Raw genomic sequence first — 15,509 nt, forward strand, 5'->3', positions numbered from 1 at the left:
GCCGGTTAATGATGCGTCAGTCTCAGGCGGCGGCTGGAACGGGCGCCGGCACCGCAGGTCGTTCCTGACGTTTCGTCACCGTCGGGACCACCGCGCTGTGCATGATGTCCAGCACGCGGGCCAGGCCTTCGGGCATGCCGGTGTCCATCGCCTTGACCTCGACGTGGTACTTGGCCGAACTGTCCGAGGTCCGGGTCTGCTCCTTGTGGGTGGAGACCGAGCCCTCGACGTGGACCTTCATGCTGAAAGGTCCCCAGCCCACCTCGGCATCTGCCGAGAAGCCGCCATGTGTGTCCTCGGATTCCGCTTCCTTGAAGGAGGATTTCACCTCCATGTCGAAGGTGATGTCGACGCTGGTGATGGCGAGGGATGGCACCTTGACGATCGCCAGCATCGGCACGTCCAGTTCGACCGTCTCCATAACGGTCTGGGTCGGGTCCGTGGGGTGTGGGGCTGGCCGTGTGAATTTGAACGGCGCAATCCGCACATCGCCGACCGCATCCGGATCGACCGAGCCGTCCTCCTTCTTCGGAGCCGGCAGAAAGCCTACGCTCTTGATGAAGCTGGCGGTGGATCTGGCCAGTTGTGTCTGGGCGTCGCACGCCGCCTGTAGCGGGGCGCCGATCAGGTCGCCCATCGGCAGGCCCCTGAACTGGGCCGCCATATCAATCAGTTCACCCATCTCCACTCCTCCTCCGCGACGCCCTATGCGCCCCCGCCAGATCGGGAGCCCGTGCCCCCGGCTGTTCCGTCAGGCGAGGAGACGTCCGTCATCTCACCATGTATCTTGTTGAGTTCATTGATGATCCGGGCGACACCTTCGACCTGTTCGACGGCCTCGACCTTGATGACCACTTTCGCGGGCTTGCGTCGGCCGCCCAGCAGGCGGGGGGCGTTGGCGACGCTCAGAATACGCGTGTGCGCCTGAAAGCCATCCATCATGCCGCCGCTGTCAAAACCCTCGGGCTCGCTCAGGTCTCCAAGATCGACGTCGAAGCTGAACTTCGCTTCGGTGATCCGTAGCTGGGACTGGGGCGCCAGGGTCAGCAGAGGCACGCCATAGACCTGTTCCTCACCGGGTGCGGCCTTGGGGCGGCTTGAAGGCAACCGCATCCGCATCATGCGAGGGCGGGCATTCTCGTCGAAGAAACGGCTCAGGTTGGTGACCTGGGCGCGCTCGACCTCATACTGCGCCTCGCTGACGGCCGAGGTGATGGCGTGAACCAGAGCCTTCAGGGAAATCGGACCAGCCATCTGTCAGCCGCCTATTTGGTCGCGACGTCGTAGGCGATCGGAAAGTGGTCGCAACCCAGCATGATCGTTCGCAAGGTCTCTTCGGTGATGCTCCCAAGGCTGTCCACCGGCGTCAAAGCCAGGCCTGCCTTGTTTGCGACAGCAAAGTCGATGAAGCCGCTGGAGTTGGGGCGGACCATGTATGTCGAGGAGCCGGGCACATCCACGAGGCCCGCCATGGTTCCGCTTCCCGCGGCAGGTTTCAGTTCCGATTTCCACTGACTGAAACTGTACCTGCCCACGGTGGGCTGGACGGTCGCGGCGTCGGCGCGGGCCACGCAGCCGGTGTTGAAGTCGCCAATGAAGGCAGCGTACTTCTGGCTGGTCGCTTTGGCGGCGCGATCGAGGGCGGTCTGTCCGCCGGATTTGCTGGCGTTTGCGTGCAGGAACCAGAGGGTGACGGGAGAGGTGCCCGCCAACCAGTAGACCCGGATCAGATCTCTTTTGGTTTGCTCGTTGTCCCAGTTTTCCTGCGGGATGCCGACGTCGAATTTTGGCGCGGAAGATGCCGCGGCCGATGGCTGCAGATAGAAGGCGACGGTGTTCAGATGAACGCCGTCATTCTTGATGATTGGCCCCGCTTTATATGTGAGAGCGGCGGAGTTCAGATATTTCGCTGCAAAGTCGTTCGCATCGGTGACAAGGGCGCTGACTTCATCGAGGCAAAGCACATGTGGCTGAAGCGTCAGGACACGGTCCTTGATCGCATCCAGCTTCTTGCCGGCGAACATGTTGCCCGCGCCCGAAGGCGTGGTGCAGTTCCAGTACATGACACGCATGACGCCGCCCCCCAGCGGACCGTCGGCGAACGCGCCGCCGAACGTTGGTCGGCAACGAACAGTAGCGTTCAGCAACTGTCAATAGATGTAATTGTGGGCGCTGCCGCCGTAGGTTGCGTCGTCCGAGTAGGCCTGGAGGGACTCGAACCCCCAACCAGACCGTTATGAGCGGTCGGCTCTAACCATTGAGCTACAGGCCCCCGGTGCGCGCGTGCGTCGGCGGACGATCCGCCTAGCAGGCGTCACGCCGCCTTGCCAAGCGTTCTGGCCAGGCGTCATGCGACGGCCGCGGACCTGTCGTCGATTTCACGCCGATGAACGGAACCTGCCAATGGCGCCTGACCACGCGTTCAGGCGTTCAATGCCAAGGTTCAGCCACGGATGCCGATGATGGTGTCCGCAGGATCACTCTCGTTTCTCCCGGAGCACTTCCCATGACCCGCACCGCAGCCGTCTCCCTGTCGGCCGTCTCCAATCGCGCCCTGATGATCGGCGGCGCGCTGATGGCGGCGGCGGCCCTGACGGTCGCCGCCCCGGCCGCCCACGCTCAGTCCCAGCCGCAAGGAGGCTCGCCCCTGACCATCCAGGCCGTCACCGAACGTCCGTCGCTGAACCTGTCCGCCTATGGCGAGGTCAAGGCCGCACCGGACATGGCCACCATCAACTTCGCCGTTGTCACCGAGGCGACGACCGCCGCCGAGGCGATGAGCCAGAACGCCACGCGGATGAACCAGGTCATGGCCGCCCTGCGCCGCGCCGGCATCGCCGAGCGCGACGTCCAGACCTCGGGCCTGAACCTGTCGGCCCAGTACGACTACGTCCAGAACGAGCCGCCGCGCCTGCGTGGCTATCAGGCCAGCAATCAGGTGACGGTCGTCATCAACGACCTGACGAAGGTCGGCTCGACTGCCGACGCTGTCGTCGCGGCCGGGGTCAACCAGATCAACGGCATCAGCTTCGGTCTGAAGGATCCGTCGGCCGCCGAGAACCAGGCCCGCCAGATCGCCGTGCGTAACCTGCAGGCCAAGGCGGCCCTGTATTCGCAGGCTCTGGGCGTCGAACTGGGCGGCATCCGTTCGCTGTCGGAAGGCGGCGGTTACATGCCGGCTCCGCCGCGCCCGATGCTGCAGTATGCTCGCGCCGAAATGGCGATGGACTCCGGCGGCACGGCGGTCTCGGCCGGCGAGCTGACGGTCCGGATCGACATCACCGGCATCTACGACCTGAACCGCTGATCCGGTCGGTCTGAACGGAAGAAGGCCCCGGCGTTCGCGCCGGGGCCCTTTTCAATTATTGCGCTGAATCAGTCGTCGCCCCGGGCCAGCATCAGCCCCAGCGGGATGTTCAGCAGGTGGGCCACGAAAATGATGGCCAGGTTGGTCACCGAGTCGAGTTGAAGGAACGGCAGCGGCAGGGTCCACGGCGCGCCGGTCACCATGGCGGGCCCAAAGTTCACCCGGTCGGGCGGCAGGCCCAGCGCCGACAGGGCCGGTGCGAGGGCGAACACCATCGCCACGAGCGCAGCGACCAACCACACGCCGAACAACGTCCAGCGCAGGGTCCGCCACGAGCGCGTCCGGGTCTCTTCCATGAGGGGAGGGAAGGCCGCGTACGGCCTTTCGTCAAGCGGCGTTACGCTTGATCTCGTTGGCGTCGTCAAGCAGCACGACGTTGGGCGACCACTGACGGGCCTCTTCCTGCGGCAACTGGCCATAGGTGACCACGATCACCTTGTCGTTCTTCTGCACCAGACGGGCCGCGGCGCCGTTGACGCCGATGACCTTCGAGCCGCGCGGAGCCTCGATGGCATAGGTGGTGAAGCGGGCGCCGTTGGTGATGTTCAGCACATCGACCTGCTCGTGCGGAAAGATGCCCGCGGCGTCCAGCAGGTCCATGTCGATGGCGATCGACCCCTCGTAGTCGAGGTCGGCCTGCGTCACCGTCGCGCGGTGCAGCTTGGACTTCATCAGCGTGACCAGCATGGGGAGTGCGGCCCGATACAACGCGGGGCGATAGGCCCCCGCTCGCAGACCGCTCATATAGTTACTTGCGGGGCCCGCATCAATCACGCTTTCGGCAGCGCACCATCACAATGTTGCGGCGCATTCGCCCGTTACGCGACGTTCATTTGACGGAAGGGCTTGCCCCTCTATGGTTGAAATGGCCATCACCCGGCCCGGCCTCTGGATGACGTCCTCCCTCATGAAGCAATTCTTCCTGACGATGGGCGGCGTCTTCGCCGGTCTGTTGCTCTTCTTCGTCATCATTCCCTTCTTCCTGATCGCCATCGCGATCGGAGCGGCCTCCTCGAAGGAGCCGACGCCGGCCAATACGGTGCTGGAACTGGACCTTCGCGACGGCATCACCGACCAGACGCCGACCAACCCGTTCGCCGTGTTCGGCGGCGGCGGTCTGTCGACGCTGCAGATCGTGGACACCCTCGCCCAGGCGCAGGACGACAGGAAGGTGAAGGCCCTGCTGGTGCGTCTGCCGGAAGGCGGCCTGACGCCGGCCGCCGCTGACGAGATCCGTCAGGCGATCCGTCGTTTCCGCGCCTCGGGCAAGATCGTCATCGCCCACAGCCAGGGCTTCATGCCGGTGGGAACCGCCGTGTCCAGCTACATGGTCGGCGCCTCGGCATCCGAACTGTGGATGCAGAACACCGCCGCCTTCCAGCTGGCAGGCATCTCTGCCGAGTCCGTTTTCCTGAGCCGCGCATTCGAACGCTATGGCGTCAACGCCCAGTTCGAGCAGCGCTACGAATACAAGAACGCCGTCAACGAGTTCACCGAGAGCGACTACACCCCCGCCCACCGGGAGGCGATGGTCGCCTGGATGACGTCCATCTACGACAGCGCCCTGGCCAATGCGGCGCAGGACCGCCGTCTGACGCTGCCGTCGCTCAAGGCCGCGATCGAGGCCGGCCCTTACTCGGCCGAACAGGCCCGCCAGCGCCGCCTGATCGACCGCATCGGCCACGTCGAGGAAGCCGAAGCCGAAGTGAAGCGGCGCGCGGGCAACGGCGCCGAGATCATGGAATTCGGCGATTACGCCTCCAGCGTCGGTGAACGCACCGGCTCGGGCTCGTCCAGCATCGCCATCGTCGGCGCCGAGGGCGCGATCGTGACCGGCCGCGGCGGCGGCGCCGATCCGTTCGGCAGCAGTTCGATGATCCTTTCGGACGACACGGCCAAGGCCATCTACGACGCCATCGAGGATAAGTCGGTCAAGGCCATCGTCTTCCGCGTTTCGTCGCCGGGCGGTTCGCCCGAGGCGTCCGAGCAGATCCTCGCCGCCATCCGCGCCGCCAAGGCCGCAGGCAAGCCGGTGGTGATCTCGATGGGCGAGTATGCCGCATCGGGCGGCTACTGGATCAGCTCGGAAGCCAACTGGATCGTGGCCCAGCCCTCGACCATCACCGGCTCGATCGGCGTCTATGGCGGCAAGTTCGTGCTGGCCGACGCCCTCGGCCGGTTCGGCATCGACATGCGCAACCTGTCGGTCGGCGGTCAGTACGCCGACGCCTTCTCGCCGTCCCAGCCCTTCACGCCGGAACAGCGCTCAGCCTTCGCGGCCCAGATCGACCGGACCTATGAGGAGTTCATCGCGCGCGTCTCGACCGGCCGTCGCCTGCCACCGGCCCGCGTGCGCGAGATCGCCCGCGGCCGCGTCTGGACGGGCGCCCAGGCCCGCCAGATCGGTCTGGTCGACCAGCTGGGCGGGCTAGAGGAAGCCATCGCCAAGGCGAAGGAACTGGCGGAGATTCCGGCCGACCAGTCGGTGAGCTTCAAGCGCTATCCCGAGCCGGAATCGCCGTGGAAGGCCCTGTCCAGCGCCTTCGGCGTGTCCAGCGAGGCGGCCCGCGTTCTGGTCGGCATCGGTGCGGTCATGGACGATCCGCAGGCCGAGGCGACGGTTCGCCGCATCCAGACCGAACGGGCCCGCGCCTCGGGGGCTTCGGTGCTCGCGGACCAGCCGTACTGAGCGCCGGACACTCTCCTGTGAAGCCTGCGCTCATTGACGGTTCGGGGGTATGGACCGACATTGCGGGTTCGGCGTTGTTCGCAGCGCCCTGCAAGGTAACACCATGACCCAGCCTGATCGTCTGATCTTCGCCACCAACGCCGGAACGCGCCGCCCGACCGGCGGTCTGCTTGCGCCGATCATGTGGATCGCCGGCGTGATCGCCACCCTCGTCGCCATGACGGTCGGCGCGATCCTCGCGGTGTTCACGGCTGCGGCCGTGGCGGTGATCGCCGTGTTCGCGGCGGTGCTGGTCTTCTTCGCCGGCTTCGCGCTTCGCGCCCGCCGCGCCATGACCCGCCGCAATCGCCGGGCCGGCGATGAGGACGTGATCGAGGCGCGCAAGGTCGATGGCGCCTGGGTCACCTATGGCTGGGAGCGGACGGGCCGCTGACCCCGGTGTTGATCGTCCGGGACGCGCCTTCCCCCAATTTCGACAGCCGCCGGGCCCCGCCCGACATGCTGGTGCTGCACTACACGGGCATGCAGTCGGCCGAGGCTGCGGTCGCGCGCCTGCGTGACTCCGAGGCCAAGGTCTCCGCCCATTACGTCGTTGACGAGGACGGCTCGATCCTGCGGCTGGTTCCGGAAGAACGCCGCGCCTGGCATGCCGGCCGCGGCGTCTGGCAGGGCGAGACCGACTGCAACGCGGCCTCCATCGGCATCGAGATCGTCAATCCGGGCCACGAGTTCGGCTATCGCGACTTTCCCGAGGCCCAGATCGCTTCGGTGATCAGCCTGGTCAGCGACATCCGTACCCGCTGGACCATCCCCGACGCCCGCATCATCGGCCATTCCGACCTCGCGCCCGACCGCAAGCAGGATCCGGGCGAGCTGTTCCCGTGGAAGCGACTGGCCTCGGTCGGCCACGGCCTTTGGTTTGAGCCTGCGCCGGAACGGGTCTCGGCCCTCGGCGCGCCTCTGGCGGTCGGCGACGAGGGGCTGGGCGTCATCGTCCTGCGCGCCGGCCTGCATCGCCTCGGCTTCGGCCTTCAACCCGGCGGCGACTACGACGACGAGACCCGCCTGACCGTCGAGGCCTTCCAGCGCCACTGGCGACCGGCCCGCGTCGACGGCATCGCCGATGGCGAGACCCGCGCGACCCTGATGGGGGTGCTGCAGTTGGCGACGGCCGAGAGCACGACCGGGGTTCTGAACTAACGAAGTTGACCTTCGTCCGGCCAGCGCGCATCTGTCCGCGCGTCAGACGGCCGGGCGGTCGCGGCGCGGGCTACGCCCGTGTCGAGGAAAGTCCGGGCTCCACGGTGAATAGGCGGCGGATAACTTCCGCCCGGGGCGACCCGAGGGATAGCGCCACAGAAAGCAAACCTCCGGACCTGCGGGGCCGGTAAGGGTGAAAGGGTGGGGTAAGAGCCCACCGCGTAGGCGGCAACGTCGACGGCATGGCAAGCCCCGCCTGGAGCAAGACCGAATAGGGATGTCGCGCAGGCCTCGGCCCGCAGGGTTCACCGCCCGAGACGTCCGGGTAGGTCGCGAGAACCGGTCAGCAATGGCCGGTCCAGAGGAATGATCGTCGCCCGCCTCGGCGGGAACAGAACCCGGCTTACAGGCCGTCTGACATTTTTCTCCCAGAACCGCCGAAGCATTGGGATCGCGCCGTAGTGTGGGCCCAGGCGCGACCGTTCACGCCTTAACCCCTTGCTTGGAAAGGCGTGAGAGCATCCGCCCACACCCTGTCGATAGCTGGCTCGTTCTGTGTATGTTCCTGTTTCTCAAGGGCTTGCGCCAGCTTGACGGTTAACGAACGTCAACTAATCCCATTGAGGCCCATTTGATCCCATGCTATCCCAAATCGCAGTAGGGCTGTGGTTGCGCCGCCTGGCGCGCGTTGGGATTTCAAAGGGGGCGGATCGCAGGGTCCGATCAGGCAGGGCGTGTTTCTCTCGACCTTTGAGAAACAATTGGACGGCAAGCGCCGCCTGCTGATCCCGCAGGAGTTCCGGACGGCTGCCAACGGCGCCGAGCACGGCGTGTTCTGCTTCTTTTCAATCGAGTCCGATTGCCTCGAGGCCGGCGGCGAAAAGCTGATGGCTGAGTACGTCTCGATGATCGAGGAACTGCCGTTCGGCGACGACCTGCGCACAGCTCTGGAAGAAACCTTCTTCGCCGGTCAGCGCCCGCTGGCCTACGACGGCGGCGGCCGCATCACCCTGCCCGAGCATCTGTGTCAGGAAGCCGGTCTGGGCGAGGACGTGGTCATCGTCGGTCTCGGCTCCCGCTTCCAGATCTGGGACCGCGCCCGCTGGAACGCCCGTCGCGATGAGCGCCGCGCCCTGGCGCGTCAAGCCGTGCGCGAGCGCGGCGAGGCCGGGCGCAAGGCCCTGCTGGCCGGCCGCCGTCCGGCCGGGGAGGGCGCATGACCTCTCCGCACGCGCCCGTCCTGCTGGACGAAGTGATCGAGGCTCTGGCCCCGCAGCCCGGCGACGTCATCATCGACGCCACCTTCGGCGCCGGCGGCTACACCCGCGCCATCCTGAAAACCGGCGCGACCGTCATCGCCCTGGATCGCGACCCGACGGTGCAGGTCCATGCCGACGCCGTCGCCAACGACTATCCCGAGACCTTCCGCCTGATCCGCACGCCGTTCTCAGGCCTCGCCGACGCCTTCGCGCAGTCCGGCGAGGCGAAGCTTGACGGTGTGGTCTTCGACATCGGTGTCTCGTCCATGCAACTGGATCAGGCCGAGCGAGGGTTCTCCTTCATGCGCGACGGGCCGCTGGACATGCGCATGTCGGACGAGGGCGTCACCGCCGCCGACATCGTCAACACATGGGACCACGGCCCTCTGGCCCATATCTTCAAGCTGTATGGCGACGAGCGTCAGTCGGGCCGGGTGGCGACGGCCATCCTGCGCCGCCGCGTCGAGCAGCCGTTCACCCGCACTCTGGATCTGGCCGAGGTCGTCGAGAAGGCGCTGGGCGGCCGTCGCGGCGCCGCTATCCATCCGGCCACCCGCGTGTTCCAGGCCCTGCGCATCGCAGTCAACGACGAGCTGGGCGAGCTGCGCGCCGGGCTGGAGGCTGCCGAGGCCACGCTGGCGCCCGGCGGCCGTCTGGCGGTCGTCACGTTCCACTCGCTGGAAGATCGCATCGTGAAGGCCTTCCTGACCGAGCGCACCGGCAATGCGCCGGGCGGTTCGCGTCACGCCCCGGTCGCCGTCGATACCCGCAAGCCCAGCTTCACCCTGTCGTTCAAGGGTGCGCGCGAGGCGGGCGAGGCCGAGCTGGCCGGCAATCCGCGCTCGCGCTCGGCCAAGCTGCGCGCCGCCGTCCGCACCGATGCCGCGCCGTGGGGAAGAATCGCCGCATGAGCGTCGCTGCCCTCGCCATCCGTCCGCTTCAGCGCCTGTTCTCGTGGAAGGTCCGCGGCATCCGCTGGGTCGAGATCATCGGCGTCGTTCTGGTCGGCGTGATGATCCTGTCCGTCTATGTCGCCAAGGCCGGCGCCGCGCGCGAAAGCGCCCGCATCAGCGATCTTGAGCGCCAGATCAGCGAGAACGGCGAACGCGTCCGCCTGCTGCGCGCCGAGGTCGCCCGTCTGGAACAGCCCGGCCGTCTCGAGGCCCTGTCCCGCAGCGCCGGTTTGGGCCCCGTCGAGATGAAGCGGCAGGAGACCGAGGCCAACCTGCCCAACCTTGCGCCCATCCCCGAGCCTCGCCCGGTGGTGATCGCCCCGACGCCCGCCGCGCCTGCCGCTGCCCCCGCCGCGGAGGCTGCGCAATGAGCATTCACGATCCGCACGCCTGGGACCGCCCCGCGCCGCGCGCTCCGGGTTCCGGCATGGATGCCCGCCGTCTGGTGCCTTCGTGGCGTTGGCTGGCCGAGGCCATGTGGTGGGTGGAGCACTCGTTCGGCCGCGCCCGCGCCGACGCTCGCCCGGAAGAGGACACCCGCGTCCGCATCTTCCTGATCCTGTGCGTCTTCTCGGCGATCTTCGTCTGTCTGGCGCTCGGCGCCATGAACGCGGCCCTGCTGGCGCCCAAGGGCGGCGTCGGCGCCGCCTCGCACCCGAACGCTGTGGTCCGCGCCGACATCGTCGACCGCAACGGCGCCCTGCTGGCGACCAACATCACCCACTACGGCCTCTACATAGACCCGCGCGAGGTCTGGGACCGCCGTCTGGCCGCCGAGCAGATCAAGCGCGCCTTGCCTCGTGTGTCTTCGGCCAAGCTGCAGCGTGTCCTGTCGGGCCAGCGTCGCCTGATCGTCCTGCCGGGCCTGACCCCGCAGGAGAAGTCCGCCGTCCACGGCCTGGCCCTCGGCGGCGTGACGTTCGAGCCGGAAGACCGTCGCGTCTATCCGCTGGGCGACTCGGCCACTCACGTGCTGGGCGCCGCCGACACGGGCGGGCAGGGCATCTCGGGCGCCGAGCTGGCCTTCAACAAGGACATCCGCGCCGCCGGCCAGAACGGCGAGGCCTTCCCGCTGTCCATTGACCTGCGCGTCCAGGGCATTCTGGAGAACGAGCTGGGCACGGCCGCCGCCGCCGCCGAGGCCAAGGGCGCCGTCGGCGTCGTGGCCAACGCCACCACCGGCGAAATCCTCGGCATGGCCAGCTGGCCGACGACCGACAGCCTGAACCGCGTTACCTCGGCCCACTACGAGATGGGCTCCGTGTTCAAGACCTTCACCGTCGCCATCAGTCTCGATACCGGCCGGGCGGACATGAACACCCTGTACGACGCCTCGCAGCCCTACATGATCGGCAACCGCCGCATCACGGACTTCCACGCCACCAACCAGATCCTGACGCTGGAAGAGGTCTATCTGCACTCGTCCAACATCGGCACCTCGCGCATGGCGGTCGAGATGGGGCCGGACGTCATGCGGGACTATTTCGGCCGCTTCGGCCTGCTGGACGCCGCCCCGATCGAGCTGCACGAGTCGGCCCGTCCGCGCCGTCCGCAGAACTGGATCGACTCGACCCGCGCCTCGATGTCCTTCGGCTACGGCATCATGATCACTCCGCTGCAGATGACGGCGGCGACGGTCGCCCTGGTCAACGGCGGCGTCTATCGCCCGCTGACCCTGCGTCGCGGCGGCACGAACGCCGAGGGCCGCCGGGTCGTCAGCCCCGAGACCTCGCGCGACATCCGCAATCTGATGCGCGCCAACGTCCTGCGCGGCTCGGGCAAACGCGCCGACGCCGCCGGCCTGCGCGTGGGCGGCAAGACGGGCTCGGCCAACAAGCTGGTCAACGGCCGCTACGACGCCAGCCGCGGCATCGGCTCCTTCGCCTCGGTCTTCCCGGCCGACGGCCCGGACGACGCCCAGCGCTATGTCATCTTCGTGCTGGTGGACGAGCCCGGCGTGGGTTCGCGTCAGGGCGGCGGCGTCGCCGCGCCGGTCGTCGGCCGCGTCGCCGACCGCATCGCCGGCTTCCTGAACGTCCAGCGCCGGATCGATCCGCCCGCGCCCGCCCCGGTCCCCGCCGCATGAGCGCGCTTCGTCTCTCCGATCTGCTGCGCCGGGATGTCCCAACCGATCCGCTGATCACCGGCGTGACGGCCGACAGCCGCAAGGTCGCGCCCGGTTCGCTGTTCGTGGCCTTGCCGGGCAGCGCCGCCGACGGTCGCGCCTTCATTCCGCAGGCCCTGTCGCAGGGCGCCGCCGCCGTGCTGGCTCCGTCGGACACGGACGCCGGCCTGGCCCCGCTGCTGGTCACCTCGGGCGACGTCCGCCGCGCCTACGCCATCGCGGCCCGCAGCTTCTACGGCGCCCAGCCCAAGACCTGCGTCGCCGTCACCGGCACCAACGGCAAGACCTCGGTCGCCGCCTTCTGTCGCCAGATCTGGGCGGCCATGGGCCTGACCTCCGCGAGCATGGGCACGTTGGGGGTTTTGAAACAGTCGGGTAACGTTAATCAGGCGTTGACCGGCCCAGGCCTGACCAGCCCCGACGCCGCCGACGCTGCCCGCATGCTGGCCCAACTGGCGGAGGAGGGCGTCACCCACCTCGCGCTCGAGGCCTCGTCCCACGGCATCGACCAGCGCCGCATCGACGGCGTGACGCTGAAGGCCGCCGCCTTCACCAACCTGACCCAGGATCACCTCGACTATCACGGCACGATGGACGAGTACCGCGCGGCCAAGCTGCGCCTGTTCGAGACCCTGCTGCCGCGCGGCCGCACCGCCGTGCTGAACGCCGACAGCGACGCCTACTCCAGCTTCGCCGCCGCCAGCATCATGTCGGGCCTCGGCATCATGGGCGTGGGCGAGCGGGGCCGCGACCTGACCCTGATCGCCCGTCGTGCCGTACCGGAAGGCCAGCGCCTGACCATCGACGTACGCGGCGAGACCCATGAGGTCCTGCTGCCGCTGGCCGGCGCCTTCCAGGCCTCCAACGCCCTCGTCGCCGCCGGCCTGTGCATCGCCGCCGGCGAGGACGCCGGCCGCGTTCTGGCGGCGATGGAGAAGATCGAGGGCGCCCAAGGTCGCCTCCAGCGCATCGGCGGCGCATCGAAGGGCGAGGTCTACGTTGACTATGCCCACACGCCTGACGGTCTGGAGACGGTGCTCAAGGCCCTGCGTCCGCATGCCACCGGCCGCCTGATCGTGGTCTTCGGCGCCGGTGGAGACCGCGACCGCGCCAAACGCCCCCTGATGGGCGAGGTGGCGGGCCGTCTGGCCGACGTCGCCATCGTCACCGACGACAACCCGCGCTCGGAAGATCCGGCCTCGATCCGCAAGGCCGTGCGCGAGGGCTGCCCGTACGCACATGAAATCGGCGACCGCCGCGAGGCCATCCGCCACGCGATCGGGGAAATGCGCGACGGGGATGTGGTGGTCATCGCCGGAAAAGGGCATGAACAGGGTCAGATCGTCGGCGGCGTGACTCACCCCTTCGACGACGCGTCCGAAGCCGCCGAAGCCCTGCGTATCCATGCCTGACACCCCTCCGCTCTGGACGTCCGCCGAGATCGAGGCCGCGACCGGAGGACGCCTGTCCGGCGCGCCGTTCGAGGCGCACGGCCTGACCTACAACAGCCGCGAGATCGTCCCCGGCGACCTGTTCCTGGCCCTGAAGGGCGCGCGGGACGGGCATGAGTTCGCCGTCTCCGCCTTCGCCGCCGGCGCAACCGGCGCCCTTGTTGAACGCGAGGTCGAGGGCGGATCGTCGGTGGTCGTGCCCGACACCCTGGGCGGCCTGGAGGCCATGGGCGTCTTCTCCCGTGACCGCGCGCCCCACGTCCGCCGCGGCGCAGTGACCGGCTCGGTCGGCAAGACCAGCGTGACCCAGGCGATCAAGGCCGGCCTCGACCTCGCCGGCCCGGCCCACGCCTCGATCAAGAGCTACAACAACCACATCGGCGTGCCCCTGACGCTGGCCCGAATGCCGCGGTCGACCGAGCGCGCCGTGTTCGAGATCGGTATGAACGCGCCGGGCGAGATCGCGCCCCTGTCGAGGTTCGTCCGACCTCACGCCGCCTGCGTGACCACGGTCGGCCCGGTCCATATCGAGGCCTTCGCCGACGGCGAGGCCGGCGTCGCCGCCGAAAAGGCCGCCATCTTCGAGGGGCTGGCAGAGGGCGGGACCGCGGTCCTGAACGGCGACATCGCTTTCGCCCATGTGCTGGACGAGGCCGCCCGCCGCGCCGGCGCGCACTGCGTCACCTTCGGCACGAAAGCTGGCCACGACGCCCGCCTGCTGGCGTTCGAACCGGCGCTGGGCGGCGCGGTCGTCCGCGCCGAGCTGTTCGGCAAGCCGCTGGACTTCCCGCTCAGCCAGTCGGGCTTCCACTGGGGCCTGAACAGCCTGTGCGTCCTGCTGATGCTCGATGCGCTGGACGTGCCGCTGGACACCGCGCTGAAGGCGCTCGCCGAATTCCAGCCGCTGGCCGGTCGGGGGCAGGTGGCCGTCGTCACGGGTCCGGGCGGGACCTTCACCCTGATCGACGAGAGCTACAACGCCAACCCGCTGTCGATGGCGGCCGGCTTCCGCAGCCTCGGCGCGCGGCCCGTGCCGTCGGGCGGTCGTCGCATCGTCGTCCTGACCGACATGCTGGAGCTGGGCGACCAGTCCCGCGCCCTGCACGAGGGCCTCGCCGGGCCGATCGACGCCGCGGGCCTCGATCTGGTCCACGCCGCCGGGCCGGAGATGAAGCAACTGTACGACGTCCTGCCCGCCGCCCGACGCGGCGAGTGGCGCGAGACCGCCGCCGAGCTGGCCGCCGATGCGGCCACGCTTGCGGGTCCGGGGGACATCGTGATGGTCAAGGGTTCGAACGGGTCGAAGGCTTCGCTGGTCGCGAAGGCTCTGGCGGCGCTGGGAGGCTAACCGCATGTTCTATCTGCTGTATCTCTACTATGCGGACGTTGCGCAGGATTACCCCCTGCTGAACCTCGTCCAGTACCAGACCGTCCGCGTCGCCCTCGCCATGGCCACGGCCATGATCGTTGCGGTGGCCATGGGCAGCCGCTTCATCGCCTGGATGCGCGTCAAACAGGGCAAGGGCCAGCCGATCCGCTCGGACGGCCCGGTCACCCACCTGTCCAAGGTCGGCACCCCGACCATGGGCGGGCTGATGATCCTCGCCGGCATCGCGGTGGCGGTGCTGCTGTGGGGTGACCTGACGAACCCCTACATCTGGATCGTGTCGTTCGTGACCGCCGCCTTCGGCGTGCTGGGCTTCATCGACGACTACGCCAAGGTGACCAAGCAGACCTCGGCCGGTCTGACCTCGAAGCAGAAGCTGCTGGCCCAGACCGTGGTCGCCATCATCGCGGGCGTCATGACAGTGCTCTGGATGACCCAGTCGCCGACCTCGCCCAACCTCGAAACCTCGATCGCCTTCCCGTTCTTCAAGGCCGTGCTGCTGAACGTCGGCTGGTTCTACGTTGCCTTCGCCGCCTTCACGATCATCGGCTTCTCGAACGCGGTGAACCTGACGGACGGGCTCGACGGCCTGGCCATCGTGCCGGTGATGATGGCCGCGGCGGCGTTCGGGATCATTTCCTACCTCGTCGGCAACTTCATCTTCTCCCAGTATCTCGGCGTCCACCACGTCCCGGGCGCTGGCGAACTGGCCATCTTCACCGCCGCTATCATCGGCGGGGGCGTGGGCTTTCTCTGGTACAACGCCCCGCCGGCCAAGATCTTCATGGGCGACACCGGCTCCTTGGCCCTCGGCGGCGCTCTGGGCGCCATCGCCGTGGCGACCAAGCACGAGCTGGTGCTGGGCATCGTCGGCGGCCTGTTCGTCATCGAGGCCGCCTCGGTCATGATCCAGGTCGCCTACTTCAAGGCCACGAAGAAGCGCATCTTCCTGATGGCGCCGATCCACCACCATTTCGAGAAGATGGGCTGGCCGGAATCGACGGTCGTGATCCGCTTCTGGATCGTCTCGGCCATGCTGGCTCTGGCCGGCCTCGCCACGCTGAAGCTGCGCTAGAGC

General features: G+C 68.0%; 16 protein-coding genes, 1 tRNA gene and 1 other RNA gene. 12 read left to right on the top strand and 6 right to left on the bottom strand.

From position 1 onward, the window contains the following. Window positions 1–22: 22 nt before the first annotated feature. The 4 genes from ABDZ95_RS06640 to ABDZ95_RS06655 all read right to left on the bottom strand — a co-directional run bounded on the left by ABDZ95_RS06640 (window position 23) and on the right by ABDZ95_RS06655 (window position 2,272). Window positions 23–682: a DUF2589 domain-containing protein gene (locus ABDZ95_RS06640; RefSeq protein WP_343791938.1), complete on the bottom strand. Its 660-nt coding sequence runs from the start codon at window positions 680–682 to the stop codon at window positions 23–25. Between the two features lie 23 nt (window positions 683–705). Continuing rightward, entirely contained in the window at window positions 706–1,254 is a 549-nt protein-coding gene (locus tag ABDZ95_RS06645; RefSeq protein ID WP_343791940.1) for a DUF2589 domain-containing protein, read from the bottom strand. 11 nt (window positions 1,255–1,265) lie between these two features. Continuing rightward, window positions 1,266–2,147: a hypothetical protein gene (locus tag ABDZ95_RS06650; RefSeq protein WP_343791942.1), complete on the bottom strand. Its 882-nt coding sequence runs from the start codon at window positions 2,145–2,147 to the stop codon at window positions 1,266–1,268. A gap of 52 nt (window positions 2,148–2,199) precedes the next feature. Continuing rightward, window positions 2,200–2,272: transfer RNA gene (locus ABDZ95_RS06655), tRNA-Ile, on the bottom strand. 234 nt (window positions 2,273–2,506) lie between these two features. On the opposite strand from ABDZ95_RS06655, the gene ABDZ95_RS06660 reads away from it, so the two are divergent. Continuing rightward, window positions 2,507–3,307: an SIMPL domain-containing protein gene (locus tag ABDZ95_RS06660; RefSeq protein WP_343791944.1), complete on the top strand. Its 801-nt coding sequence runs from the start codon at window positions 2,507–2,509 to the stop codon at window positions 3,305–3,307. 68 nt (window positions 3,308–3,375) lie between these two features. Here ABDZ95_RS06660 and ABDZ95_RS06665 read toward each other — a convergent pair whose 3' ends face one another. Next, entirely contained in the window at window positions 3,376–3,663 is a 288-nt protein-coding gene (locus ABDZ95_RS06665; RefSeq protein ID WP_343791946.1) for a hypothetical protein, read from the bottom strand. A gap of 31 nt (window positions 3,664–3,694) precedes the next feature. Beyond that, window positions 3,695–4,054, bottom strand: a complete 360-nt coding sequence (panD, locus tag ABDZ95_RS06670; protein ID WP_343791948.1) for an aspartate 1-decarboxylase — start codon at window positions 4,052–4,054, stop codon at window positions 3,695–3,697. Between the two features lie 220 nt (window positions 4,055–4,274). Here panD and sppA point away from each other — a divergent pair, with 220 nt between their 5' ends. The 11 genes from sppA to mraY all read left to right on the top strand — a co-directional run bounded on the left by sppA (window position 4,275) and on the right by mraY (window position 15,506). After that, window positions 4,275–6,056, top strand: a complete 1,782-nt coding sequence (sppA, locus tag ABDZ95_RS06675) for a signal peptide peptidase SppA (protein ID WP_343791950.1) — start codon at window positions 4,275–4,277, stop codon at window positions 6,054–6,056. 103 nt (window positions 6,057–6,159) lie between these two features. Continuing rightward, a complete protein-coding gene (locus ABDZ95_RS06680; RefSeq protein ID WP_343791952.1) occupies window positions 6,160–6,489 on the top strand; it encodes a hypothetical protein in 330 nt (109 codons plus the stop codon). A 5-nt stretch (window positions 6,490–6,494) separates the two neighbouring features. Further along, on the top strand, window positions 6,495–7,256 hold the full coding sequence (locus ABDZ95_RS06685; RefSeq protein ID WP_343791955.1) for an N-acetylmuramoyl-L-alanine amidase: 762 nt from the start codon (window positions 6,495–6,497) through the stop codon (window positions 7,254–7,256). 42 nt (window positions 7,257–7,298) lie between these two features. Beyond that, window positions 7,299–7,678, top strand: an RNA gene (gene rnpB, locus ABDZ95_RS06690) — RNase P RNA component class A. A gap of 312 nt (window positions 7,679–7,990) precedes the next feature. Beyond that, a complete protein-coding gene (locus ABDZ95_RS06695; protein ID WP_343791957.1) occupies window positions 7,991–8,476 on the top strand; it encodes a division/cell wall cluster transcriptional repressor MraZ in 486 nt (161 codons plus the stop codon). Then, window positions 8,473–9,426 (top strand): 16S rRNA (cytosine(1402)-N(4))-methyltransferase RsmH, encoded by a 954-nt coding sequence (gene rsmH / locus ABDZ95_RS06700; protein ID WP_343791959.1) that lies wholly within the window; start codon window positions 8,473–8,475, stop codon window positions 9,424–9,426. Before ABDZ95_RS06695 ends, rsmH begins: the two co-directional genes overlap by 4 nt. Then, a complete protein-coding gene (gene ftsL, locus ABDZ95_RS06705) occupies window positions 9,423–9,839 on the top strand; it encodes a cell division protein FtsL (protein WP_343791961.1) in 417 nt (138 codons plus the stop codon). Before rsmH ends, ftsL begins: the two co-directional genes overlap by 4 nt. Before the next feature lie 56 nt (window positions 9,840–9,895). After that, window positions 9,896–11,554, top strand: a complete 1,659-nt coding sequence (locus tag ABDZ95_RS06710) for a peptidoglycan D,D-transpeptidase FtsI family protein (protein ID WP_343792296.1) — start codon at window positions 9,896–9,898, stop codon at window positions 11,552–11,554. Beyond that, the gene (locus tag ABDZ95_RS06715; protein WP_343791963.1) at window positions 11,551–13,005 is read left to right on the top strand and encodes a UDP-N-acetylmuramoyl-L-alanyl-D-glutamate--2,6-diaminopimelate ligase; all 1,455 of its coding nucleotides are present in this window, start codon (window positions 11,551–11,553) and stop codon (window positions 13,003–13,005) included. The genes ABDZ95_RS06710 and ABDZ95_RS06715 overlap by 4 nt, the downstream gene beginning before the upstream one ends. Beyond that, entirely contained in the window at window positions 12,998–14,392 is a 1,395-nt protein-coding gene (locus ABDZ95_RS06720) for a UDP-N-acetylmuramoyl-tripeptide--D-alanyl-D-alanine ligase (protein ID WP_343791965.1), read from the top strand. Before ABDZ95_RS06715 ends, ABDZ95_RS06720 begins: the two co-directional genes overlap by 8 nt. Before the next feature lie 4 nt (window positions 14,393–14,396). Continuing rightward, window positions 14,397–15,506 (top strand): phospho-N-acetylmuramoyl-pentapeptide-transferase, encoded by a 1,110-nt coding sequence (gene mraY / locus ABDZ95_RS06725; protein ID WP_343791967.1) that lies wholly within the window; start codon window positions 14,397–14,399, stop codon window positions 15,504–15,506. Window positions 15,507–15,509 lie beyond the last annotated feature (3 nt).

Source organism: Brevundimonas kwangchunensis (assembly GCF_039523815.1).
In the GTDB taxonomy this organism is placed as follows: Bacteria; Pseudomonadota; Alphaproteobacteria; order Caulobacterales; family Caulobacteraceae; genus Brevundimonas; species Brevundimonas kwangchunensis.